The sequence below is a fragment of the Streptomyces sp. NPDC033178 genome (genome assembly GCF_055577685.1).
The window spans coordinates 308,341-331,384 of the sequence record NZ_JBVIPT010000012.1 but is presented as its reverse complement, the minus strand read 5'-3'; the positions used below and the strand labels follow the sequence as shown (position 1 = coordinate 331,384).

20 protein-coding genes are annotated in these 23,044 nt (G+C 70.4%); 11 read left to right on the top strand and 9 right to left on the bottom strand.

The features are described 5' to 3' along the window. Positions 1–8 precede the first annotated feature (8 nt). Both rbsK and rbsD read left to right on the top strand, forming a co-directional pair. Complete coding sequence (gene rbsK / locus ACZ5VQ_RS29155; RefSeq protein WP_469107467.1) at positions 9–908, top strand: ribokinase; 900 nt, start codon at positions 9–11, stop codon at positions 906–908. Then, positions 905–1,297, top strand: a complete 393-nt coding sequence (gene rbsD / locus ACZ5VQ_RS29150; protein ID WP_200398053.1) for a D-ribose pyranase — start codon at positions 905–907, stop codon at positions 1,295–1,297. The genes rbsK and rbsD overlap by 4 nt, the downstream gene beginning before the upstream one ends. Positions 1,298–1,571: 274 nt before the next feature. On the opposite strand, the gene ACZ5VQ_RS29145 is transcribed toward rbsD, so the two are convergent. Beyond that, complete coding sequence (locus ACZ5VQ_RS29145) at positions 1,572–2,774, bottom strand: serine hydrolase domain-containing protein (protein WP_469107466.1); 1,203 nt, start codon at positions 2,772–2,774, stop codon at positions 1,572–1,574. Between the two features lie 131 nt (positions 2,775–2,905). On the opposite strand from ACZ5VQ_RS29145, the gene ACZ5VQ_RS29140 reads away from it, so the two are divergent. Continuing rightward, positions 2,906–3,439 carry a hypothetical protein gene (locus tag ACZ5VQ_RS29140; protein WP_469107465.1) on the top strand — a complete coding sequence of 178 codons (534 nt, stop codon included), beginning with the start codon at positions 2,906–2,908 and terminating at the stop codon, positions 3,437–3,439. Between the two features lie 60 nt (positions 3,440–3,499). Here ACZ5VQ_RS29140 and ACZ5VQ_RS29135 read toward each other — a convergent pair whose 3' ends face one another. Genes ACZ5VQ_RS29135 through ACZ5VQ_RS29125 form a run of 3 tightly spaced genes read right to left on the bottom strand, consistent with a single transcriptional unit; the run spans position 3,500 to position 6,674 of the window. Then, entirely contained in the window at positions 3,500–4,297 is a 798-nt protein-coding gene (locus tag ACZ5VQ_RS29135; RefSeq protein WP_469107497.1) for a sugar phosphate isomerase/epimerase family protein, read from the bottom strand. A 44-nt stretch (positions 4,298–4,341) separates the two neighbouring features. Further along, positions 4,342–5,505 (bottom strand): dihydrodipicolinate synthase family protein, encoded by a 1,164-nt coding sequence (locus ACZ5VQ_RS29130; RefSeq protein ID WP_469107496.1) that lies wholly within the window; start codon positions 5,503–5,505, stop codon positions 4,342–4,344. An 11-nt stretch (positions 5,506–5,516) separates the two neighbouring features. Next, positions 5,517–6,674, bottom strand: coding sequence for a Gfo/Idh/MocA family protein (locus ACZ5VQ_RS29125; RefSeq protein ID WP_469107464.1), 1,158 nt, complete (start codon positions 6,672–6,674; stop codon positions 5,517–5,519). A 358-nt stretch (positions 6,675–7,032) separates the two neighbouring features. Between ACZ5VQ_RS29125 and ACZ5VQ_RS29120 the strand changes: the two genes are divergently transcribed. Continuing rightward, a complete protein-coding gene (locus ACZ5VQ_RS29120) occupies positions 7,033–8,085 on the top strand; it encodes a LacI family DNA-binding transcriptional regulator (RefSeq protein WP_469107463.1) in 1,053 nt (350 codons plus the stop codon). 391 nt (positions 8,086–8,476) lie between these two features. Here ACZ5VQ_RS29120 and ACZ5VQ_RS29115 read toward each other — a convergent pair whose 3' ends face one another. Then, positions 8,477–9,310 (bottom strand): aldo/keto reductase, encoded by an 834-nt coding sequence (locus tag ACZ5VQ_RS29115; RefSeq protein ID WP_469107462.1) that lies wholly within the window; start codon positions 9,308–9,310, stop codon positions 8,477–8,479. 161 nt (positions 9,311–9,471) lie between these two features. On the opposite strand from ACZ5VQ_RS29115, the gene ACZ5VQ_RS29110 reads away from it, so the two are divergent. Both ACZ5VQ_RS29110 and ACZ5VQ_RS29105 read left to right on the top strand, forming a co-directional pair. Next, positions 9,472–10,407 carry a bifunctional helix-turn-helix transcriptional regulator/GNAT family N-acetyltransferase gene (locus ACZ5VQ_RS29110; protein WP_469107461.1) on the top strand — a complete coding sequence of 312 codons (936 nt, stop codon included), beginning with the start codon at positions 9,472–9,474 and terminating at the stop codon, positions 10,405–10,407. A 163-nt stretch (positions 10,408–10,570) separates the two neighbouring features. After that, entirely contained in the window at positions 10,571–11,371 is an 801-nt protein-coding gene (locus ACZ5VQ_RS29105) for a sugar phosphate isomerase/epimerase family protein (RefSeq protein ID WP_469107460.1), read from the top strand. 46 nt (positions 11,372–11,417) lie between these two features. Here ACZ5VQ_RS29105 and ACZ5VQ_RS29100 read toward each other — a convergent pair whose 3' ends face one another. Continuing rightward, positions 11,418–11,774 (bottom strand): ATP-binding protein, encoded by a 357-nt coding sequence (locus ACZ5VQ_RS29100; RefSeq protein WP_469107459.1) that lies wholly within the window; start codon positions 11,772–11,774, stop codon positions 11,418–11,420. 211 nt (positions 11,775–11,985) lie between these two features. Between ACZ5VQ_RS29100 and ACZ5VQ_RS29095 the strand changes: the two genes are divergently transcribed. The 5 genes from ACZ5VQ_RS29095 to ACZ5VQ_RS29075 all read left to right on the top strand — a co-directional run bounded on the left by ACZ5VQ_RS29095 (position 11,986) and on the right by ACZ5VQ_RS29075 (position 17,100). Beyond that, a complete protein-coding gene (locus ACZ5VQ_RS29095; protein WP_469107458.1) occupies positions 11,986–12,804 on the top strand; it encodes a helix-turn-helix domain-containing protein in 819 nt (272 codons plus the stop codon). Next, positions 12,801–12,992 carry a DUF397 domain-containing protein gene (locus ACZ5VQ_RS29090; RefSeq protein WP_469107457.1) on the top strand — a complete coding sequence of 64 codons (192 nt, stop codon included), beginning with the start codon at positions 12,801–12,803 and terminating at the stop codon, positions 12,990–12,992. The genes ACZ5VQ_RS29095 and ACZ5VQ_RS29090 overlap by 4 nt, the downstream gene beginning before the upstream one ends. Next, positions 12,986–13,957: a hypothetical protein gene (locus ACZ5VQ_RS29085; protein WP_469107456.1), complete on the top strand. Its 972-nt coding sequence runs from the start codon at positions 12,986–12,988 to the stop codon at positions 13,955–13,957. Before ACZ5VQ_RS29090 ends, ACZ5VQ_RS29085 begins: the two co-directional genes overlap by 7 nt. Positions 13,958–14,493: 536 nt before the next feature. Continuing rightward, positions 14,494–16,308, top strand: coding sequence for a glycoside hydrolase family 3 protein (locus ACZ5VQ_RS29080; protein ID WP_469107455.1), 1,815 nt, complete (start codon positions 14,494–14,496; stop codon positions 16,306–16,308). Positions 16,309–16,461: 153 nt separating this feature from the next. Next, on the top strand, positions 16,462–17,100 hold the full coding sequence (locus ACZ5VQ_RS29075; RefSeq protein ID WP_469107454.1) for a hypothetical protein: 639 nt from the start codon (positions 16,462–16,464) through the stop codon (positions 17,098–17,100). A 64-nt stretch (positions 17,101–17,164) separates the two neighbouring features. Here the strand turns inward: ACZ5VQ_RS29075 and ACZ5VQ_RS29070 are convergent, their stop codons facing one another. The 3 genes from ACZ5VQ_RS29070 to ACZ5VQ_RS29060 all read right to left on the bottom strand — a co-directional run bounded on the left by ACZ5VQ_RS29070 (position 17,165) and on the right by ACZ5VQ_RS29060 (position 22,959). Continuing rightward, positions 17,165–18,613: a S28 family serine protease gene (locus tag ACZ5VQ_RS29070; RefSeq protein WP_469107453.1), complete on the bottom strand. Its 1,449-nt coding sequence runs from the start codon at positions 18,611–18,613 to the stop codon at positions 17,165–17,167. 128 nt (positions 18,614–18,741) lie between these two features. Beyond that, positions 18,742–19,128 (bottom strand): hypothetical protein, encoded by a 387-nt coding sequence (locus ACZ5VQ_RS29065; protein WP_469107452.1) that lies wholly within the window; start codon positions 19,126–19,128, stop codon positions 18,742–18,744. A gap of 96 nt (positions 19,129–19,224) precedes the next feature. Next, a complete protein-coding gene (locus tag ACZ5VQ_RS29060; protein ID WP_469107451.1) occupies positions 19,225–22,959 on the bottom strand; it encodes an ABC transporter ATP-binding protein in 3,735 nt (1,244 codons plus the stop codon). Between the last annotated feature and the right edge of the window lie 85 nt (positions 22,960–23,044).

The window sequence follows — 23,044 nt, the reverse complement described above, 5'->3', positions numbered from 1 at the left end:
GACTGTTCATGTACGACTACGACCTGCTGGTCGTGGGATCGGCCAACGCCGACCTCGTCATCGGAGTCGAGCGGCGGCCGGGCGCCGGGGAGACCGTCCTCGGCTCCGACCTGGCCCTCCACCCGGGCGGCAAGGGCGCCAACCAGGCGGTCGCCGCCGCCCGGCTCGGGGCGCGTACGGGGCTGCTGGCCCGGGTCGGCGACGACGCGCACGGCCGACTGCTGCTCGACTCGCAGCGGGCGGCCGGGGTCGACACGGCCGGGGTCCTCGTCGGCGGGGCGCCCACCGGGGTCGCGCTGATCACGGTGGACCCGTCGGGCGACAACAGCATCGTCGTGTCGCCCGGCGCGAACGGCCGCCTCACCCCGGCCGACGTCCACGCGGCCTCGGCCCTGCTCGCGGCCTCCCGGGTGGTCTCGGCCCAGCTGGAGATCCCGCTGGAGACGGTCGTGGAGGTCGTACGGAGTCTGCCGTCCGGCACCCGTTTCGTACTGAACCCGTCCCCGCCCCGGGAGTTGCCCGAGGAGGTGCTCGCGGCCTGTGACCCGCTGATCGTGAACGAGCACGAGGCGCGGGTGGTGCTCGGCGCCGACGCGGGCGACACGCCCGAGCAGTGGGCCGAGGCGCTCCTCGCCCTCGGTCCGCGCTCGGTGGTCGTCACCCTGGGCGAGGAGGGCGCGCTGGTCGCCGACGCCTCCGGCACGGCCCGGGTGCCGTCCGTGAAGGTGAACGCCGTGGACACGACCGGCGCGGGCGACTCCTTCACCGCGGCCCTGGCCTGGCGCCTCGGGGCCGGGGAGTCCCTCGCGGACTCGGCGGCGTACGCGGCCCGCGTGGGCGCCGTCGCCGTCACCCGCGAGGGCGCGCAGGCGTCCTTCCCCACCGCCGAAGAGGTCGCCGCCGTATGAAGAAGGCCGGAATCCTGAACCGTCATCTCGCGGGTGCGATAGCCGAGCTGGGGCACGGCGACGGCGTACTGATCTGCGACGCGGGCATGCCCATCCCGGCCGGACCACGGGTGGTGGACCTCGCCTTCCGCGCGGGCGTCCCGTCCTTCGAGGAGGTCCTTGAGGGCCTGCTGGAGGAACTGGTCGTGGAGAGTGCCACGGCGGCGAAGGAGGTACGGGAGGCGAACCCGGAGGCGTCCGCGCTGCTGGCCGACCGCTTCCCCTACGCGCTGACCCACGTCTCCCACGAGGACCTGAAGATCCTCTCGGCCGGCGCCCGCCTGATCGTGCGGACCGGCGAGGCCCGCCCTTACGCGAATGTGCTGCTGCACTGCGGGGTCTTCTTCTAGGCCCCGGTGAGCCCTGGGCATGAGTGCCCGGACCAGCTTCGAGCCGGACAAGCTTCGAGGGGGCCCGGTCCGTCGACCGGGCCCCCTCGGTTTCCCCTCCCCCAAAACCAGAACCCCCGCGATCCCCCCGGATCCCCCTCCAGAAGTCCTGATGCCAAGTACGACCCACGGAGTGCGGGGAGGGTTGCACGGTCTCCTGAGATTTTTTTGAGGTCCGACGAGGGGGCTGATGTGAGGTCCGTCGGCGCCGGGCCGGCCGGGGACGGTCGCTGCCTCAGTCGCCCTCGGCGCGGACCCGGTCGGCGATGCCCAGGGTCAGCTTCTCCGCCTGGTCCTCAAGATTCCACTTGCCGTCCTGGTAGGCGTGGTTGCTCACCCAGTACACGAGGACGCCGTCGCGCAGCGACCTCGTGAGGACCGCCAGCGACCAGTCGTTTCCCCCGTCGTGCCAGACGACCCGGCCTTCGGGGCTCTCTCGGACGGCCCAGCCGTATCCGTACCAGCCGTCGTCGGAGTCGGGCACCCGCACGCGGGGCGCGAACAGCTTCTGCCTGGCCCGCTCCGGCAGGATCTCGTCGCCCGACAGGGCCCGGTGCCAGCGGAACATGTCCTCGGCGGTGGAGAGCATTCCGCCGTTGCCGCGCAGGTTCCAGTACGGTCCGTCGGCGGCCCAGGGATGGTCGAGGGGCCTGCCCTTGCTGCGCCCCTTGCTGTCGTACTCCACCGCGACCAGGTGCCGCGGCCACCGGGGCAGTACGTATCCGGTCCGCTTCATCCCCGCCGGACCGAACAGCCGCCGGGCGAGGAACGGCTCGTAGCCCTCCCCGGACGCCTTCTCGACGATCGCGGCGAGCAGGCTGTAGCCGGTGTTGGAGTAGTGGAACTCCCTCCCCGGGGCCGACTGCGGCTTCGACGCCAGGGCCTGCCGCACCATCTCGTCGCGGGAGACCGGGTCGTAGTCGTCGCCGAGCCCCTCGACCAGGCCCGATGTGTGCATGAGCAACTGCTCGATGGTGATGTCCTGTTTGTCGTCGGGAACCGGACCGAGGAACCGGCTGATCCGGTCGCTCACCCGCAGCCGTCCCATCACCTCCAGCTTCAGGATCGCGGCGGCGGTGAACTGCTTCGTGATCGACATGATGTCGTAGACCGTGCGGCAGCTCGCGGGGGTGCCGGCGGCGCGGTCCGCCGTCCCGAAGCCTCCGCAGTACGCGAGCTCGTCGCCGCGTGCGGCGACGACGGTTCCGCCGGGACCGGCGGGGACGGTCCGGCGGAGGAAGTCGGCGACCGACTCCCCGTCGCGCGCCTTCGCGGCGGACCCGGCGGCCGACCGCTCCTTGGCAGGCTCTCTGGCGGGCTCTCTGGCGGGCTTCTTGCCGGGCCCGGCAGCGCGCTCCTCGGCGCACGCGCCCAGCGTCAGCAGGGTCGCCAGGGCGGTGACGACGGCGGCAGTACGGCGGCGGCGGGGCTGACCCATATGACCTATGACCTCCAACATCGGGAATCCGCACCGAGGTTGACCACCGCTGTCGCCGTTCCTCAAGCTGTCAGGGTGTTCGAGCTTGTGCGAACCCGTGTACGTCCAGCTCACCAGGGGGGACCACCGTCATGACCACCGCACCGCCCACCCCGCCGGACACCGACGCCGCCGCCTTCGTGGCGGGGCTGCGGCGCCTCAAGGCGTGGTCGGGCCTCAGCTACCGCCGGCTGGAGCGCCGGGCGGCGGAGGCGGGCCACTGCCTGCCGTACTCCACGGCGGCGAGCATGCTCGGCCGGGAACGGCTGCCCCGCGAGGAACTGGTCGCCGCGTTCGTCGCGGCGTGCGGGGTTCGGGGCGCCGAAGCGGAGGCATGGCTGGACGCCCGCACCGACATCGCGTGCGGGCCTGTGTCTGTGCCTATGCCCACGCCTGTGCCCACGCCTGTGCCCACGTCTTTGCTTGCGGACGCCGCACCTGCCTCCGTACCCGCGGTCGTCGCGCCCTTGAACACCGCACCGGCGCGCACCGGGCCCTGGCGGACGCGGTGGACCCTGGTCGGTGCGGCGGCGCTCGTCACCGCGCTCCTCGGCGGGGCGTCGGCGTCCGGCGTCTTCACCGACGACGAAGAGGTGCACGAGACGCGGACGTCGGTCCGCCTGTGACAGGGTCACGGGCGGACCGACGTCCGCGGTCCGGGGCGTACGGAACGGTACGGCCGTTTCTCAGGCCGCGTGCTCCACGAACCGTGCCGCGGTCTCCGCGAGCACCTCGCGGCCGTCCCTGGCCCACAGCCCGTCGTTGAACAGCTCGACTTCGATGGGGCCGGTGTAGCCGGCCGCCTCCACGTACCCCTTCCACTCGCGCATGTCGATCGCGCCGTCGCCGATCTGGCCCCGGCCGTTCAAGACGCCCTCGGGCAACGGGGTTGTCCAGTCGGCGAGTTGGAAGGTGTGGATGCGATCGCCCGCACCCGCGCGGGCGATCTGCGCGGGCGCCCGGTCGTCCCACCAGATGTGGTACGTGTCGACCGCGACGCCGACCTGGTTCGCGGGGAAGCGTTCCGCGAGGTCGAGGGCCTGGGTGAGGGTGGAGACCACACAGCGGTCGGAGGCGTACATCGGGTGGAGCGGCTCGATGGCCAGCCGGACGCCGTTGGAGGCCGCGTACGGGCCCAGCTCCCCCAGCGCGTCCGCGATGCGCTCCCGTGCGCCGTGGAGGTCCTTCGAGCCCGCCGGGAGGCCGCCGGACACCAGCACGAGCGTGTCCGTGCCCAGGGTGGCCGCCTCGTCGATGGCACGGCGGTTGTCGGCCAGGGCCTCGGCGCGCTCGGCCGGGTCGATGGCCGTGAAGAAGCCGCCGCGGCAGAGGGTGGTGACGGCCAGACCGGCGTCACGGACCAGCTTGGCCGTCTCCTCCAGACCGTACGCCTCGACCGGCGCACGCCACAGTCCGACGCCCGGGACGCCCAACTCCAGGCAGGCCTGGACCAGTTCGGGCATCGAAAGCTGCTTGACCGTCATCTGGTTGATGCTGAAGCGGGAGAGGTCGCCGAGGGGGCTGGGGCTCACTGGTTCACTCCGTACAGGGAGAGCAGGTTCTTCATACGGGCCTCGGCGAGGGCCGGGTCCGGGAACAGGCCCAGGCCGTCGGCGAGTTCGTACGCGCGGGCGAAGTGCGGGAGCGAGCGGGACGACTGGAGGCCGCCGACCATCGTGAAGTGCTCCTGGTGGCCCGCGAGCCAGGCCAGGAAGACCACGCCCGTCTTGTAGAAGCGGGTCGGGGTCTGGAAGAGGTGGCGGGACAACTCGACGGTGGGGTCGAGGAGTTCACGGAAGCCGCCCGTGTCGCCGGTGTCGAGGACGCGTACGGCCTCGGCGGCCAGGGGTCCCAGCGGGTCGAAGATGCCGAGCAGGGCGTGGCTGAAGCCCTGGTCGTCGCCCGCGATCAGCTCGGGGTAGTTGAAGTCGTCGCCGGTGTAGCAGCGCACCCCGTCGGGGAGCTTGCGGCGCAGGTCGATCTCGCGCTGGGCGTCGAGGAGGGAGACCTTGATGCCGTCGACCTTGTCGGGGTGGGCGGCGATGACTTCCAGGAAGGTGCTGGTGGCGGCGTCGAGGTCGGTGCTGCCCCAGTAGCCTTCGAGCGCCGGGTCGAACATCGGGCCGAGCCAGTGCAGGACCACTGGCTCGGCGGCCTGGCGCAGCAGGTGGCCGTAGACCTCCAGGTAGTCCTCGGGTCCCTTGGCGATGGCGGCCAGCGCCCGCGAGGCCATGAGGATGGCCCGCGATCCGGACTCCTCGACGAGGGCCAGCTGCTCCTCGTACGCGGCCCGCACCTCGTCCAGGCTGTACGGGTAGCCGACCTCGGTGACCTGCAGCTGATCGGTGCCGACACCGCAGGCGATCAGCCCGCCGACCGCCTTCGCCTCGGCCGACGAGCGGCGGATCAGCTCGGCCGCCCCCGCCCAGTCGAGCCCCATCCCCCGCTGGGCGGTGTCCATCGCCTCCGCGACGCCGAGCCCGTGGGACCACAGATGGCGGCGGAAGGCGAGGGTGGCGTCCCAGTCGACGGCGGCCGGCGAGTCGGGGGTGGTGTCGGCGTACGGATCGGCGACCACGTGGGCCGCCGAGTAGACCGTACGGGAGGTGAAGGGGGAGCCGGTGGTGAGGGGCAGGGGTTCGGCGCGGGGGGTGTAGGCGCGCAACACGCCTTCTGTGTTTGGTAGTTGGATCTGCCCGTTCGTCACAGTGCGATCTCCGGTACGTCGAAACGGCGGCCCTCGGCCGAGGACTTCAGGCCCAGTTCGGCGAGCTGGACGCCGCGGGCGCCGGCCAGCAGGTCCCAGTGGTAGGGCGTGTCGGCGTAGACGTGCTTGAGGAAGAGCTCCCACTGGGCCTTGAAGCCGTTGTCGAACTCGGCGTTGTCGGGGATCTCCTGCCATTGGTCGCGGAAGGAGTAGGTGGCCGGGATGTCGGGGTTCCAGACCGGCTTGGGCGTCGAACTACGGTGCTGGACACGGCAGTTGCGCAGGCCGGCGACGGCGGATCCCTCGGTGCCGTCGACCTGGAACTCGACGAGTTCGTCGCGGTTGACGCGGACGGCCCAGGAGGAGTTGATCTGGGCGATGGCTCCGCCTTCGAGCTCGAAGACGCCGTAGGCCGCGTCGTCGGCGGTGGCGTCGTACGGCTTGTCCTGCTCGTCCCAGCGCTGCGGGATGTGCGTGGCGGTCAGGGCCTGTACGGACTTCACGCGGCCGAACAGCTCGTGGAGGACGTACTCCCAGTGCGGGAACATGTCGACCACGATGCCACCGCCGTCCTCGGAGCGGTAATTCCAGGACGGGCGCTGGGCCGACTGCCAGTCGCCCTCGAAGACCCAGTAGCCGAACTCTCCACGGATGGAGAGGATGCGGCCGAAGAAGCCGCCGTCGATGAGCCGCTTCAGCTTGAGCAGGCCCGGGAGGAAGAGCTTGTCCTGGACGACGCCGTGCTTGATGCCCGCGGCGGTGGCCAGCCGGGCCAGCTCCAGGGCGCCGTCCAGGCCCGTCGCCGTCGGCTTCTCGGTGTAGATGTGCTTGCCCGCGGCGATCGCCTTCGTGATCGCCTCCTCGCGGGCCGAGGTGACCTGGGCGTCGAAGTAGATCTCGACGGTCGGGTCGGCGAGGACCGCGTCGACGTCCGTGGAGATGTTCGCCGGGTCCAGGCCGTGCTGCTCCGCGAGCGCCTTCAGGGCGTGCTCGCGGCGGCCCACGAGGACCGGCTCGGGCCACAGCACGGTGCCGTCGCCGAGGTCGAGACCGCCCTGTTCCCGCAGGGCGAGGATCGAGCGGACGAGGTGCTGGCGGTAGCCCATGCGTCCCGTCACACCGTTCATCGCGATGCGCACCGTCTTGCGTGTCACGTGATTCCCTTCGTACGCGTCCCGCGCCGCGTACGCCCCACAGGTGGACCCCGGTACGTCCGGTGCACCCTGGTGAACTGGTGAGCGTCACAGCAAGCGCTTTCTATGTGTAGAGAAGCTAGCCTCTGAGGAGCGGTCTGGACAAGACCGTGACGGGGATGAGTTGTTCGAGGGGGCGAACAACTGGGGGGTTCGGCCTTAGGGTCTGCACGGAGCGGTGCGGTGCGCCTGTGCGGCGTGCCCATGCGGTGTGTGCACGTGGGGTGTGTGCACGTGCGCGTCGGGGCTTGGAGCGCCCGCGTGTGCAGGGGCTTGGACGAGGACGTATGACGAGATGCGCGACCGGAGGACGACGAAGATGACGGTGACCCTGGCGGACGTGGCGGCCCGCGCGCAGGTCTCGCCCGCGACGGTGTCGCGCGTGCTGAACGGGAACTATCCCGTGGCCGCCTCCACCCGTGAGCGGGTGCTGCGGGCCGTGGACGAGCTGGATTATGTACTGAACGGCCCCGCGAGCGCGCTCGCCGCGGCGACGTCCGACCTGGTCGGGATTCTGGTCAACGACATCGCCGACCCGTTCTTCGGGATCATGGCGGGGGCGATCCAGGGCGAGATCGGGGGGCCGGGGGGCCGGGCCGGCGGGGAGCGGCTCGCCGTTGTGTGCAACACCGGAGGTTCCGCCGAGCGGGAGCTCACGTATCTCACGCTGCTTCAGCGTCAGCGGGCCGCGGCGGTCGTGCTGACCGGTGGGGCCGTGGAGAACACCGCGCATGCGGAGGCCGTGGCCACGAAGCTGCGCAAGCTCGCGGCGGCGGGGACGCGGGTCGTGCTGTGCGGGCGGCCGCCGGCGCCGGCCGACACCGACGCGGTCGCTCTTACCTTCGACAACCGGGGTGGGGGGCGGCGGCTCACCGAGCATCTGATCGAGCTCGGGCACCGGCGGATGGGGTATATCGCGGGGCCGGAGGAGCGGACGACCACGCGGCATCGGCTTGAGGGGCATCGGGATGCGCTTGCCGCGCACGGTATTCCGGACGAGCCCTCGCGGACTGTGCACGGGCGGTACGACCGGCGGGCCGGGTACGAGGCGACGCTCGAACTGCTGCGGCGTGATCCGGAGTTGACGGCTGTTGTCGCGGCGAATGACACGGTTGCTCTTGGAGCGTGTGCGGCTCTGCGGGACTCCGGGTTGCGGATTCCGGATGACGTGTCCGTCGTGGGCTTCGATGACCTTCCCTTCAGCATTGATGCGGTGCCTGCGCTGACAACGGTGCGGTTGCCGTTGGCGGACGCGGGGACTCGGGCGGGGCGGATCGCCATGGGGCGGGAGGAGGCGCCGCCCGGGGGGATTGCCACGATTCGGGGGGAGTTGATGGTGCGGGGGTCTACGGGCGCGCCCAAGAACTCCTGAGGTTGGTGTGGTGGGTGGGGGTTGGTTGTGGCTGGGGTGCGCGGTTCCTCGCGCCCCTGAAAGATGCGCCTGCCGTTGGGTTCTCGGGTCGGGGCCGCGACGGGGCATCCGATCGCAGCTGTGTCATCCCGCACCAACACGTTGCCCATCAGAGGTCGTGCTGCGATCGGAAACCCCGACACGACCCCTTCGTCGGGAGGGCGGCAGCCGGAGGGGTGGGGGGCACTTGAGAGAGGGGCTTACGCCCCCGTCTTTCAGGGGCGCGAGGAACCGCGCACCGAGCCACGACCCACCCGCACTTCTAGGGGCGCGGGGAACGGCGCAATCTTTCGGCTTTTAGGGGCGCGAGGAACCGCGCAGTCAGTCCCCGCCCACCCGCACCCCGGGAGGGCTACAGCGCATCCAAGCGACCCCGTTGACCCCCGCCCAGGCGGAGCCCACCCGCCGCGACGTTCTCCTCCAGGTGGGAGAGCCGCCCCGTGCCAGGGATCGGCAGGATCACAGGTGAGTGCCCGAGGAGCCAGGCGAGGGCGACCTGGGTGGGCGTGGCGTCGAGTTCGGCCGCGATCGCCGCGATCTCGGCCCGGTCCCCGGACGTCCCCCACGCCACGGTCCGCCACGGCAGGAACGCGATACCGGCCGCCTCACAGGCGGCCAACACCGGCTCATGCTCGCGGTCGAGCAGGTTGTAGCGGTTCTGGACGCTCGCGATGTCCACGATCTGCCGGGCCTGGTCGAGTTCGTCGACGGTGACCTCGGACAGGCCGATCCGGCCCACCTTGCCCTCGTCCCGGAGGTCCCGCAGCGCGCCGAGTTGGTCGGCGAGCGGGGTCGCCGGGTCGATGCGGTGCAGCTGTAGCAGCTCGATTCGTTCCATGCGGAGGCGGCGCAGGGCCCGGTCGACCTGGGTCCGCAGGACCTCCGGGCGGCCGTTCAGCTCCCACTCTCCCGAGGCCTCCGACCGTTCGAGGCCGATCTTGGTGGTGACGAGCAGCCCGTCCGCGTACGGGTACAGGGCCTCGGCCAGCAGTTCCTCGTTGGCTCCCCCGCCGTACATGTACGCCGTGTCGATCAGTGTCACTCCGAGTTCGACGGCCCGCCGGGCCACCGCGATGGCGGTCTCGCGTGCGTCTGCCGGCTCCGTGGACAGGTGCATCGCCCCGAAACCGAGGCGCCCCACCTCCAGGTCCCCGCCGATACGGAACGTGCTCGATGTGCTCGTCATCACGAGTCTCCCCCTCGTTCGGACGGCCACGCTAACAGCGCGCGCGGCAAGGAAAAACCCGTGCGCTTATCGGCCACAGCGGGCATAATCTCTGACTGAGTCAGCTATCCAGCCCGATGTGCGAACCACAAGGCAGGTGTCAAAGGCAGGTGCCGGACGTCATGACCATTCAAGAGATCCGTGCCTTCAACCGCTTCTACACGAACCTCATCGGCGCGCTCGACTACAGCCGCCAGCTCCACGCCCCGTACACGCTCACGGAGTCCCGTGTGCTGTACGAACTCGCCCACTCGCCCCGTACGGACGCGGCCGACCTCCGCGGTGAACTCTGTCTGGATTCCGGCTACTTGAGCCGACTGCTCGCGAAGTTCGAGAAGGACGGGCTGATCGAGCGGTCACCGTCGGAGAAGGACACCCGGCGGCGCCGGATCACGCTCACGGCCCGCGGCCGGGAGACCGCCGATCTGCTGAACGAGCGCTCGCGGGAGGCCGTCGGCTCGCTGCTCTCCACCGTGCCGCCCCAGGACCGGCCCCGGCTCGCCGAGGCCATGCGGGACATCCGCGAGATCCTCTCGGACGCCGGCCGTCGGCCGCCGCGTCGCGAGGACGTGCTGCTGCGCGAGCCGGGACCCGGCGACCTCGGCTGGGTCGTGCAGCGCAACGCCGCGCTCTACGCCTCGGAGTACGGCTTCAACACGGACTACGAGGGCCTGGTCGCCCGGATCGTCGCCGACTTCGCCGAGGACCACGACCCGCACCTGGAGCGCGTGTGGATCGCGGAGCTCGACGGTCGTCCGGTGGGCTGCGTAATGTGCGTACGGGACGAGGCGCCCGGCGCCGCCCGGCTGCGCCTCCTGCTCGTCGAACCGGACGCGCGCGGCCTCGGCATCGGCGATCAACTGGTGGGCGCCTGCGTCGAGTTCGCACGCGGTGTCGGCTACCGGGAGATGGTCCTGTGGACGAACGACGTCCTTTCCGCCGCCCGCCGCATCTACCAGCGCCATGGCTTCGTCCTAGTCGACGAGAAACCCCACCGCTCCTTCGGCACCGACCTCAACGGCCAGGACTGGCGCCTGGACCTGCACACCACGGGCTGAGCCGAGACCTACCTGGCCGGGCGCGGCAGGGGGCGCCCGGGGGCTTCGGGGCGCGCTGCCCGGAGTCGGCCTCCGGACCCGCGAGGCGCCGCCGGGATTCGATCTCCGGAACCGTGCGGCACGCGCGAGTGACAGAAGACGAGTGGCGGGTACTGTCCGACTCATGAAGCTGGCCTTTTCCACCCTCGGCGTTCCCGGACTCCCGATCAGCGACGTGGTGCGGCTCGCCGCCACGCACGGCTATCACGGCGTCGAGCTGCGCGCGCATCCCGAGGAGCCGGTCCACCCCGGCATCGACCTCACCGAACGGGCCGACGTGGCAGCCGAGTTCAAGGCCGCGGGCATCGAGATCCTGGGCCTCGCCGGGTACGCGCGCGTCGCGGCGCCCGGCGACGACGGCCCCGTGATCGCCGAGATCCGCGGCCTCCTCGAACTGGCCCGGGACCTCGGCGCGCCCTACATCCGCGTCTTCCCCGGCGGCAGCCCCGACCAGAGCCCCGAGGAGGCCGACGCCACGGCCGCCCGGCGCCTGGGCACGGCCGCCGAGTACGCCGCCGACCTGGGCGTACGCATCCTTCTTGAGACCCACGACTCGCACCGCACGGGCGCCGACGCGATCCGCGTCCTCGGCCTGGTCGGCCACCGCCAGGCCGGCGCCCTGTGGGACGTCATGCACACCTGGCTCGGCGGCGAACAGCCCCCGGCCAGCTTCGCCGCGCTCTCCCCGCACCTCGGCTACATCCAGGTCAAGGACATCGCCTCCGCCGACGACACGACCCCGCTGCCGCTCGGCACGGGTGTCCTCCCCCTCACCGAGTGCGTCGAGCTTCTGTCCCGCGAGGGCTGGGACGGCTGGCTGTGCTGGGAGTACGAGAAGCGGTGGTACGCGTCGGCCGCGCCGCTCGAAGGGTTGCTGGGGGCGGGCCGGGAGCATCTGGCGCGGTTGCTGAACGAGTCGGCGTAGGGCGGCGCCGCGTCGACCGGCACGCCGGACCCCCCTGTAGGCGTGCCTACTGCGTGAGCACTCTCGCCCATACCGTCTTGCCGATCACTCTGTCTCTGAGTTCCCAGCTCTCCGCCAGCGCCGCCACGAGGGGCAGGCCCCGGCCCGACTCCGCTTCCAGGGACGGGACTTGGGGTTCCGGGAGGCGGAGCGATGCGTCGGAGACCTCGATCTGCACCGCCTTCTCGCCGTCGTAGGTGAGCGCCACCTCGAAGAAGCGGTCGGGGACGCGGGCGTGGCGTACCGCGTTCGTCGCCAGCTCCGAGACGATCAGTTCGATCGCCTCCGCCGCGTCTACCGGGATCCGCCATTCCGTGAGTACGGACCTGGCCCCGCGGCGGGCCTCCGGCACGGAGCGGGTCACCGGTGTGAGCCTGCGCCGCCATGTCCGGACTCGGAGGTCTCGGAGGTTTACTCCGTCACTTTCTGTGTTCACGTGAACACTGTCGGCCCTGGTGGCTACCGTCACCAGTGACCGAGCGTCGACGCCTGCGGGAGGTAACTCCGTGCGGGCGGGCGTTGATTGGCGTTGAGGTGTGTTGAGCACGGTGGCCGTGTGAAGGGGGAGGTTCGCGATGGCGCAACCCAAGAAGAACTCGTCGTCACCTGCCGCGCAGTATTTCGCGGAGGTACTGCGGATGCTGCGCACGAAGGCGGGGTTGTCGCAGACCGAGTTGGGCGAGCGGATGGCTTATACGGGGGCCGCGGTGAGCGCGGTCGAGACGTGCGCGAAGCCGGCGACGGATGAGTTCATCGAGGCTGCGGAGAAGGCGCTGGAGGCCGGTGGATTGATCGCGGCTGCGGCCAAGTATTTGCGCCTGGAGCGCTATCCGGCCCACTTTCAGGGGTTCGTTCAGCTTGAGCAGGAGGCGTTGAGCGTTTCCTCGTACTGCACGCAGCTCCTTCATGGCCTGCTGCAGACCGGGGAGTACGCCCGTGCCGTACTGAACTGCGCGTTCCCGCCGCTCGATGAGGACGAAGTCGAGCAATTGGTTTCGGCTCGCATGGAACGCAAGGCGCTCTTCGACCGCAAGCCGGTGTGTGTCATCAACGTCATCCTCGAAGAGGCTGCACTCCGACGGCAAACCGGTGGCTCCGAGGTCATGCGTGCACAGTACGAGTACCTCATCACCTGCATGGAACGACCGAACGTGGTGCTCCAGGTCATGCCGACGACCATGGCCGGACATGCGGGGCTCCAGGGGCCGTTGACCGTGCTGGAAACTCCTGAGAACACCACCTTGGTGTACATGGAGGGCAACGGTCAGAGCACCCTCGTTTCCAGGCCAGACGAGGTCGGGTTTCTGGCACGCCGTTATGCGATGATCAGAAGTCAGGCCCTCCACCCGGAGGAATCCGTCGCCCTGATCGAGCAGTTGGCAGGTGAGCTATGACCCAACTGACGTGGTTCAAAAGCAGCTACAGCGACTCCAGTGGCGGCGAATGCGTCGAGGTGGCCACCACCTCCGCCATCCACATCCGTGATTCCAAAGACATCACACGCCCCTCCCTCCGGGTCTCCCCCGTCGCCTGGGGCGTCTTCATAACCGAGGTAAGGACCGCTTCCCACCCCTCATGCTGATCCGCGAAGCCCTCCGCAATCTGCGCCTCACCTGGCGGCCCCTCTATCGGCTCACGCTCCTCGTCACCGGGCTCACCACCCTCGTGGGGAGCGCGGTCGTGGGGGCCGGGTTCCTCCTGTCGTGGGGGACGTTCGAGGAGGTGCGGAGGAGTGCGGACCAGGATGTCGCCTACGAGGACCCCATCGCGGCGTACATCGACGGGACGATGGAGAACCTTCAGCAGGTCGGCGCGGGCGTCACGGTGCTGCTGCTGGCCCTCGCCGCGGGCGTCGTCGCCGTGTTGCAGACCGCGTACACCGTGGCCTTCGAGCACACGCCGGAGGAGGGCCAAAGGAGCCTGACCGTCCGTGAGTTGTGGGCGCGGATGCGTCCGCATGTCGGGGTCGCCTACTGGGTGCAGTGGCGGGTCTGGCTGCGCGTCGGAGCGGTGGGATTCCTCGCGCTCATGACCTCCGTCCTCGCGGACTCTGGGGAAGTGCCGGGTGTCGAGCGGACGCTGGTGGGTGAGACCGCGACCTGGCAGTACCGGCTCGTGGGTGGCGTCCTGCCGATCACCATCGCGGCGCTCGCCCTGCTGGTGTACTTCCGCCACTGCGTGGCCACCGCCGCGCTGGTGACCGAGAACTCCTCGTCCAGGGCGGCGGTACGACGTGCCTGGGCGCTGACGAAGAGGGCGCCCTGGAAGACGTACGGCATCGGTCTGCTGCTCGCGGCCGCCGTCGTGCTCGTGTTCGTCGTTCTGCGGTACGCGGCGGCTCCCGTCGCGCACGTGCTGGGCCTCGGCATGCTGTGGCTGAGCGACGACAACCCGTACATCACCGGGGTGCTGGTCCTGATCACGCCGACGGCGGTGGCCCTGCTCCTGCTGCCGTTGGTGGTTCTGCCGTTCGTGTGCTCGGTGGTCGCCGTCCTGTACCGGGACCTCAGCGCGCGGGAGCCTCGCGTCGCCGCGTCTGTGGCGTGACACCGGCATCGGCGCCATCACGTCTGCGCCACAACGACTGCAATCGCGCGGCCCAAAACAGCACCACACCAACCCCGTTGTGCACTCCCGTGCCCACCTGTACCAATTTCCGGGAATCAGCGGAATCCGGGGAACCCATCCCCGCCACCCGCCGTCCAATTCGCATGCTGCCGGATGAGTCACCGCAGTGCGGTGTCGGCCTCGCTGCTGGCTGCGATCGCTGACTTACCCTCTCCGCCGCCTGCGGCCGGCAGCACGCCGTCATCGGCGCGCCCCCCTCCAACAGCGCCGATGGCGGCCCCTCTTGCGTCAGGCAGTCCGTACGTCGGCGAGTGGTGATTCCTCCCCTGGCCGCTCCCCCCACAGGCAGGACCCCGGGCATCCCCGCCGGAAGAGCCCAGGCGGGGTGTATCCGCCGTGTCCGCCGTCCGCGCTATTGACTGGCAGAAATTTCCCGGATATCCGTGACTCCTTGGAAGTTTCCTTCATGCTCGCCCCTCCACGGGCCCTTCGGGCCCTCTCCGGAAGGAGCGCACGTGCACACCTCCAGACGTACGCTGCTCGCGGCGACCGCGGGCGCGGCGGCGGTCGTCGCCGTCGGCGGCGGTCCGGCGCAGGCCGAGGACGACGACACCGGCAGGCACGACGACAAGCGGCTCCGGGCCCTGATCTCCCGTATGACGCTCGAAGAGAAGGTCGGCCAGCTCTTCGTGATGCGGGTGTACGGGCACTCGGCGACCGCGCCCGACCAGGCCGACATCGACGCCAACCTCAAGGAGATCGGCGTACGGACGGCCGTCGAGCTGATCGCGAAGTACCGGGTCGGCGGGATCATCTACTTCGGGTGGGCGCACAACACCCGTGACCCGCACCAGATCGCGGACCTGAGCAACGGCATCCAGAAGGCCTCGCTGGCACAGCCCCGCGGGCTGCCCGTGCTCATCTCCACCGACCAGGAGCACGGCATCGTCGCCCGGGTGGGCAAGCCCGCGACGCTCTTCCCGGGCGCCATGGCCCTCGGGGCCGGCGGCTCGCGCACGGACGCCCGTACGGCGGGGCGGATCGGCGGTGCCGAGCTGCGGGCGATGGGTATTCGGCAGGACTACGCGCCTGTCGCCGACGTGAACGTCAACCCGGCCAACCCGGTCATCGGCGTACGGTCCTTCGGTGCCAATCCGCAGGCGGTGGCGGGGATGGTCGCCGCGCAGGTGAAGGGGTATCAGAGCGCCGGGGTGGCCGCCACGTCCAAGCACTTCCCGGGGCACGGGGACACCGAGACCGACAGCCACTACGGCTTCCCCGTCATCGAGCACACCGAGGCGCAGTGGGCCGAGCTCGACGCGCCGCCGTTCCGCGCCGCGATCGCGGCCGGGATCGACTCGATCATGACCGCGCACATCATGGTCCCGGCGCTCGATCCGTCGGGCGACCCGGCGACCCTCTCCCGGCCCATCCTCACCGGCATCCTGCGCGAGCGGCTCGGCTACGACGGGGTCGTGGTGACGGACTCGCTGGGCATGCAGGGCGTACGGACCAAGTACGGGGACGATCGGGTGCCCGTACTCGCGCTCAAGGCCGGTGTCGATCAGCTCCTTAATCCGCCGAAGCTCGACGTCGCCTGGAACGCCGTCCTCCAGGCCGTCCGTGGTGGCGAGCTGACGGAGGCGCGCCTCGACGAATCGATCCTGCGCGTGCTGCGGCTGAAGGCCAAGCTGGGGCTGATCAAGGATCCGTATGTCACTCGGCGCGGGGTGGACCGGGTCGTGGGAATCTCGTCGCACCTCAAGGCCGCCGATCGCATCGCCGAGCGGACCACGACTCTTCTCGTCAACTCCGGGGGTCTGCTCCCGCTTTCGCGTCGTACGCATCGCAAGGTGCTCGTCGTCGGGGCCGATCCCGCCTCGCCGTCCGGTACCACCGGGCCGCCCACGACCGTGCTCGGCGCCGCGCTGACCGAGCTGGGCTTCACCGCCACGGTTCTCTCGACGGGCACGGCCCCCTCCGACGCGACCATCGCGAAGGCCGTCGCGGCGGCCCAGGACGTGGACGCGGTGCTCGTGGGGACGTACAACGTCACGGCCGCCTCCAGCCAGCGGACGCTCGTGAACCATCTGCTCGCCACGGGCCGTCCAGTGGTCGCGCTCGCCATCCGTAATCCGTACGACGTGGCCCAACTTCCCGATGTGAAGGCCTACTTGGCGGCGTACTCCTGGACGGACGTCGAGCTGCGCGCCGCCGTGCGTGTGCTCGCGGGGCGTGCCGACCCGGTGGGTGAACTGCCGGTGCCGGTGCAGAAGGCGGACGAGCCGACGGAGGTGCTGTACCCCGTCGGGCACGGTCTGAGGTACTAGCCACGACGTATCGGGCCCCGCCTACTGGTCCTGACGTACGGGACCTACGCCGCACACCCGGCGCACCGACCCCAACTGACGCAAAGCACCCCGTACGCCTGGCGGGGCCCGCCACGACGGGTCACGCTGGGCGGGGGGATCGGGGGGAGTGCCATGCGCGATGGACGGGGCGTGGGAGCACGTCGTACGGGGATGGTGTGCGCGCTGCTGATGCTGGCGGCGGCGCTCACGGGATGCCAGCAGTCGTCCGGGACCGAGGAGCGCAGGCTGGACGAGACGACTCCGGCTCCGACGCGGGCCTCGGGATACGGGGTGGTGTTCCTCGCGATCGACGAGTGCAGCTCGTTCGGGCGCGAGTCGTTCACCGAGGTGCCGTGCACCAGCGAGAAGGCGGCGGCACGGGTGGTCGCGCGGCACGACGGGAAGGTCGGCGAGGGGCCGCCCTGCCCCGCCACCACGGACTTCGTGCTGCACATCAGTGAGCAGAAGCCCTCGGCCGACGAGGACGGCGACGGCGCGGTCCCGCAGGGCTACGCCTGTATGCGCAATCTGGAGGCCCCGCATCCGGGCGACCCGGGCGGCGGCGGTGGCCCCCGCACCATCGTGGGCGACTGTGTCTACAGCGCGGGCGAGGGCGAGGTCCGTGAGACGTCGTGCGACAGCACGGGCAAGAAGGCGCCGGAGTTCAAGGTGACCGCGGCGGTGGAGAAGCGCACCGGCTGCCCCGCCTCGACGGCGTTGTACGTCCAGCTGGGCGGGCCGAAGCCGGTGGGCTGCGCCCGCCCGGTGTAGCCCCGGGAATTTCCCCGAGGACTCCACCGGACGGGCGCGGCAAGGCGATTGCCGCGTCGGCCGGTTACGGCCTGAGCTGGCGCTCCACCTTGCGCTTGTCGAGCTTCGAGTCGTACTTGGCCAGCGGCTTCGCCTTGTCCGGGTCCGCCTGGACGGCGGCGGAGGCGACGCCCGCCCACTCCAGGATCCGGGCCGTGGCGAGGGCCTTCTGGTCGGGGACGAGGCCCGCGACGTTGGCGCCGTGGTTCATGCCGGGGGCCGTGAAGACGTACGAGTCACGCGCGCCCTTGCCGACGCGGAACGGCTCGGCACCCCATGGGTCGTTCTGGCCGTACACGAACAGCATCTGGTTCGCGTTGCGCTTCACCCACGCGTCGACGTCGTGCATGACGCCGGGCTGGAACTTCATGGAGATGTCGCGCGGCACGAAGTTCCGCGGCGGCTGGTAGCCGTAGCGGATGTACTTCTTCTCGATGTGCGGGAAGACGATGGTCGGCGCGCCGAGCTGCGTACCCGCCTGGTAGAAGTACGGCGTGTACGGGTCCAGGCCCTGGTCCGTGTAGAACGAGAAGCCGGAGATCGTGTCGACGGACGTCCAGATCTCGTCGTCCGTCGCGTTCTTCGCGTCCGCCGGGATCGCGTCGCAGCCGGCGAGCGTGCCGTACTGCCAGAAGCCCCAGACGTAGTCGAGGACGACCGCCTCGTACGCCTTGTCCAGGCTGCCGATGGTGTTGAAGGTGTAGCCCTCGGCCGCGGCCACCTCCTTGTACTTCTTCTCCAGCGACGTACGGCGGACGAGTGCCTCGCGCTGCACCGCGTTCAGCCGGGTGCGGCACTCCTTGGTGCCGACCTTCGCGAAGAACCGGTCGTAGGCCGAGTCCTCCTTGTTCACCACGTCGTTGGGGGCGACGTACGCGACGACGCCGTCCATGTCACGCGGGTAGAAGCGCTCGAAGTAGGTGGCGGTCATGCCGCCCTTCGAGCCGCCGGTGGAGATCCACTTCTTGTCGTAGATCGGCTTGAGGGCCTTGAAGATGCGGTGCTGGTCGCTGGCGGCCTGCCAGATGTCCAGCTTGCTCCAGTCGGCCGGCGCGGGCCGGGACGGAGTGAAGAAGCGGTACTCCATCGAGATCTGGTTGCCGTCCACGATCTGGGCCGGCTCGCTGCGGCGCGGGGTCGTGGAGACGTTGTAGCCGCCGGTGAAGAAGACCGTCGGGCGGGCCATGTCCTTGTGCAGCACGGTGATCCGCTGCTGGAAGGTGCCCTTGGACGGCTTCCGGTGGTCGACGGGCTGGGTGTAGTTGAGGACGAAGAAGCGGTAGCCGGTGTAGGGCTTCTCCTCGATCAGGCTCATGCCCGGTATCGCGAGGAGCCGGTCCTTGATGTCCGCTGCGTCGTCGGTGACGACATTCGTGCCGGTGGCGTCCGGCTGGGCGGCGGTGGCCGCCCCGGCCGTGCTCACGGTGCCTATCAGCACCACGAGAGACAACAGCCATCTGAGCGTTTTGCGCATGCGTTCTCCCCTGAATACGCAGATGTCCGCCGGAACCTAGCGGAGCAACTGCTGTCGCACCAGGGGATGTTGCGCGCATTACGGACAGGAGGGCACGAAGATCGCACAACTCGGCCGGGAGTGTCCGCTCAGCAGAGAATCCAGCCCGTGCTCACCGAGCCCGAGCCGACGGCGCCCTTGATCCACACACAGCGGTTGCCGGCGTGCACCCTCACCGGGCCCGCGTACTTCTTGAACATTCCTTCGTTGGGGACCGCCTGGTTCCCCCACGCCCGCACGCTCACCAACATGTACTTGCGGGCGCCCACCTTCTTGGGACGGGTCACCGCGCAGACGTAGCCGCGCTTCTTGTAGACCTGCACGTACCCGGTGGAGAAGGTCACCGTGCGCACCTTCCGCCCCGAGCACGGGCTCGCCGCCGACGCGTCACCCACCCCGGGGCCCGCGAGCGCCAGCAGCCCCGACGCGGTCACCAGGGCGGTGCCCAGCGCCAGACGTCGGCGTATCACGCCCATGTCCACTGGTGTCCCTTCCACGGCCCGCAGCAATCGGCGTACTGATGTACGGACGCATGACGTACGGCGAATGGTTGCGTGGAAGGGGCTACCGGGTCACGTCGGCGTACCGACGGTCGCGGCCGTGTCCTGGTCGGGCTCCCCCACGAACGTCCGCCACAGCTCCGCGTACCGGCCGCCCCGGGCGAGCAGTTCGTCGTGCGTGCCGTCCTCCGCGACCCGGCCGTCGGCCATCACCACGACCCGGTCCGCGCGGGCGGCCGTGGTCAGCCGGTGGGCGACCACCAGCGTGGTGCGGCGGCCCGCGATGCGGTCGGTGGCCTGGTTGACCTGGGCCTCGGTGGCCAGGTCGAGGGCGGCGGTGGCCTCGTCGAGGAGCAGGATGTCCGGGTCGACGAGTTCCGCGCGGGCCAGCGCGATCAGCTGCCGTTGCCCGGCGGAGAGGTTGCGGCCGCGCTCGGCGACCTCGTGGAGGTAGCCGCCGTCCAGCGTGGCGATCATGTCGTGCGCGCCGACCGTGCGGGCCGCCGCCTCCACCTCGGCGTCGCTCGCGTCCGGACGGCCGTACGCGATGGCGTCCCGGACCGTGCCCAGGAAGAGGTACGCCTCCTGCGGGACGACGCCCAGACGGTGCCGGTACGACGTGATGTCGAGGGAGCGCAGATCGGTGCCGTCGACCGTGACCCGGCCACCGGTCGGGTCGTAGAAGCGGGCCACGAGCTTGACGAGGGTCGACTTCCCGGCGCCCGTCTCGCCGACGAACGCGACGGTCTGCCCGGCCGGGATGCTCAACGAGACCTCGCTGAGGGCCTCTTCTGCCTCGTCGGCGGAGCCGTACGCGAAGTCCACGTCCTCGAAGGCGATCTCGCCCCGCAGGGACAGGACTTCGAGCGGCTCGTCGGCGGCCTTCGTGGACGTCGGCTCCTGGAGCAGTTCCTGGATCCGGCCGAGCGAGACGGTCGCCTGCTGGTAGCCGTCGAAGACCTGCGAGAGCTGCTGCACGGGAGCGAAGAACAGGTCGATGTAGAGGAGGTACGCCACCAGCGCACCCGTGGTGAGGGTGCCCGCGTCGACCCGGCCCGCGCCCACGATCAGCACCGCTGCCGCCGCCACCGACGACAGCAACTGCACGAACGGGAAGTAGATCGAGATCAGCCACTGGCCGCGGATACGGGCCTGGCGGTAGCTGTCGCTGCGCTCCGCGAACCGCCTGCCGCCCGCGCCCTCGCGGCGGAACGCCTGGAGGATCCGCAGCCCGGACACCGACTCCTGGAGGTCCGCGTTCACCACGGACACGCGCTCACGGGCGAGTTCGTACGCCTTCACGCTGGAGCGGCGGAAGAAGAACGTGCCGATGATCAGCGGCGGCAGTGTCAGGAAGACGACCACCGCAAGACCCACGTCGATCACCAGCAGGGCGACCATGATGCCGAAGAAGGTGACCACCGAGACGAACGCGGTGACCAGGCCCGTCTGGAGGAACGTGGACAGCGCGTCCACGTCCGTCGTCATCCGGGTCATGATCCGGCCGGTCAACTCCCGCTCGTAGTAGTCGAGTCCGAGGCGCTGGAGCTGGGCGAAGATCTTCAGACGCAGTGAGTACAGGACGCGTTCGCCCGTACGCCCGGTCATGCGGATCTCGCCGGTCTGCGCCACCCACTGGACGACCACGGTCACCAGGGCGAGCGCGGACGCGGCCCAGACGGCGCCGAGGGCGACCTCGGAGACGCCCTGGTCGATGCCGTGCCGGATCAGGACCGGCAGGAGCAGGCCCATGCCCGCGTCCACGGCGACCAGACCGAGGCTGACGAGCAGCGGGAGCCCGAAGCCGCGCAGCAGACGCCTCAGGCCGTACGACTCCTCCGGCGTGACCGCGCGTGCCTCGTCGATCTCGGGAATGTCGGTGGCCGGGGGCAACGCGTCGACCTGGGCGAGGAGTTCGGGGGTCGCGGGCGAGCCGTCGAGGGCGGTGTCCTTCGGCTCGCGGTCACCCGTCCACAGGTGTGGGGTGACGCCCCGCTCGGCGTCGAACTCGGCGTCCAGCTCGTCCCGTACGGAGGTGTCCTCCTGAGGACAGGCCGGCCTGGCGTGACCGGGCGAGACGCCGCCCAGCTCGTCCGGGTCGGTCAGCAGGCGCCGGTAGAGAGGTGAGCGTTCGGTCAGTTCCTTGTGCGTGCCGATGTCGGCGAGGCGGCCGCCGTCGAGGACCGCGATGCGGTCGGCGAGGTTCAGGGTGGAGCGGCGGTGGGCGATCAGGAGCGTGGTGCGGTCCGCCATGACCTGTTTGAGGGCCTCGTGGATCTCGTGTTCCACGCGGGCGTCCACGGCCGAGGTGGCGTCGTCCAGGACCAGCAGGCGGGGGTCGGTGAGGATCGCACGGGCCAGGGCCACGCGCTGACGCTGGCCGCCGGAGAGGGTGAGGCCGTGCTCGCCGACCTTGGTGTCGTAGCCGTCGGGCAGCGCGGCGATGAAACGGTCCGCCTGGGCGGCCCGGGCCGCCTTCTCGATCTCTTCCCGGGTGGCCTCGGGGCGGCCGTACGCGATGTTGGCGCGGACGGTGTCGGAGAAGAGGAAGGAGTCCTCGGGGACGAGGCCGATCGCGGCCCGCAGCGAGTCGACGGTCAGCTCGCGCACGTCGTGGCCGCCGATGAGGACCGCGCCCCTGGTCACGTCGTAGAAGCGGGGCAGCAGGAGCGAGACCGTGGACTTGCCGGAGCCCGAGGAGCCGACGACCGCGAGGGTCTCGCCCGCGCGGATCTCGAACGAGAGGCCGTCCAGGACCGGGCGGCTGTCCTCGTACGCGAAGGACACGTCGTCGAACTCGACGGTCGCGGGGGCGTCGGCGGGCAGCGGTTTCGCGCCGTCCTTGATCGAAGGCTGGGTGTCGATCAGCTCCAGGACACGTTCGGCGCCGGCCCGGGCCTGCTGGCCGACCGTGAGGACCATCGCGAGCATGCGGACGGGTCCGACGAGCTGGGCGAGGTAGGCGGAGAAGGCCACGAAGGTGCCGAGGGTGATCTGTCCCTTGACCGCCAGCCAGCCGCCGAGGGCCAGCATGGCCACCTGCCCGAGTGCCGGGACCGCCTGGAGCGCGGGGGTGTACCTGGAGTTCAGCCGGATCGTGCGCAGCCGGCCCGCGAAGAGCTTGCGGCCGATCTCGCGGAGCTTGCCGGTCTCCTGGTCCTCCTGGCCGAATCCCTTGACCACGCGTACGCCGCTGACCGCGCCGTCCACGACACCGGCCACGGCGGCGGCCTGCGCCTGGGCGTACCAGGTGGCGGGGTGGAGCTTGGAGCGGCTGCGCTTGGCGATGACCCACAGGGCGGGGGCGACGGCGAGGGCCACCAGCGTGAGCGGCAGCGACAGCCAGGCCATGATCACGAGGGAGATCAGGAAGAGCAGTACGTTCCCGACCGTCATCGGGAGCATGAAGAGCAGGCCCTGGATGAGCTGGAGGTCGCTGGTCGCGCGGCCCACCACCTGGCCGGTCGACAGTTCGTCCTGGCGCCGGCCGTCGAGGCGGGTGATCGTCCCGTACATCTCCGTGCGCAGGTCGTGCTGGACGTCGAGCGCGAGGCGGCCGCCGTAGTAGCGGCGGATGTAGGTGAGGACGTAGACGACGACTCCGGCGCCGATCAGCATGGCGGCCCAGGGGGCCATGCCCCGCGTGTGGTCCCCGACGACGTCGTCGATGATCACCTTCGTGACCAGCGGGACCAGGGCCATGACGGCCATGCCCACGAGCGAGGCGCCCAGCGCGAGCACGACGTCCTTCGGGTACCGCCAGGCGTACCCGGCCAGCCGTCGTGCCCATCCCCGCTGTGTCGCCACGAGTGCCTTCCATCCGTCCAGTCGATCCTGATCGTCCGGAAGGCACCAACGCGGACGGGAGGGGATTTCATCCCTCCGCAACAAT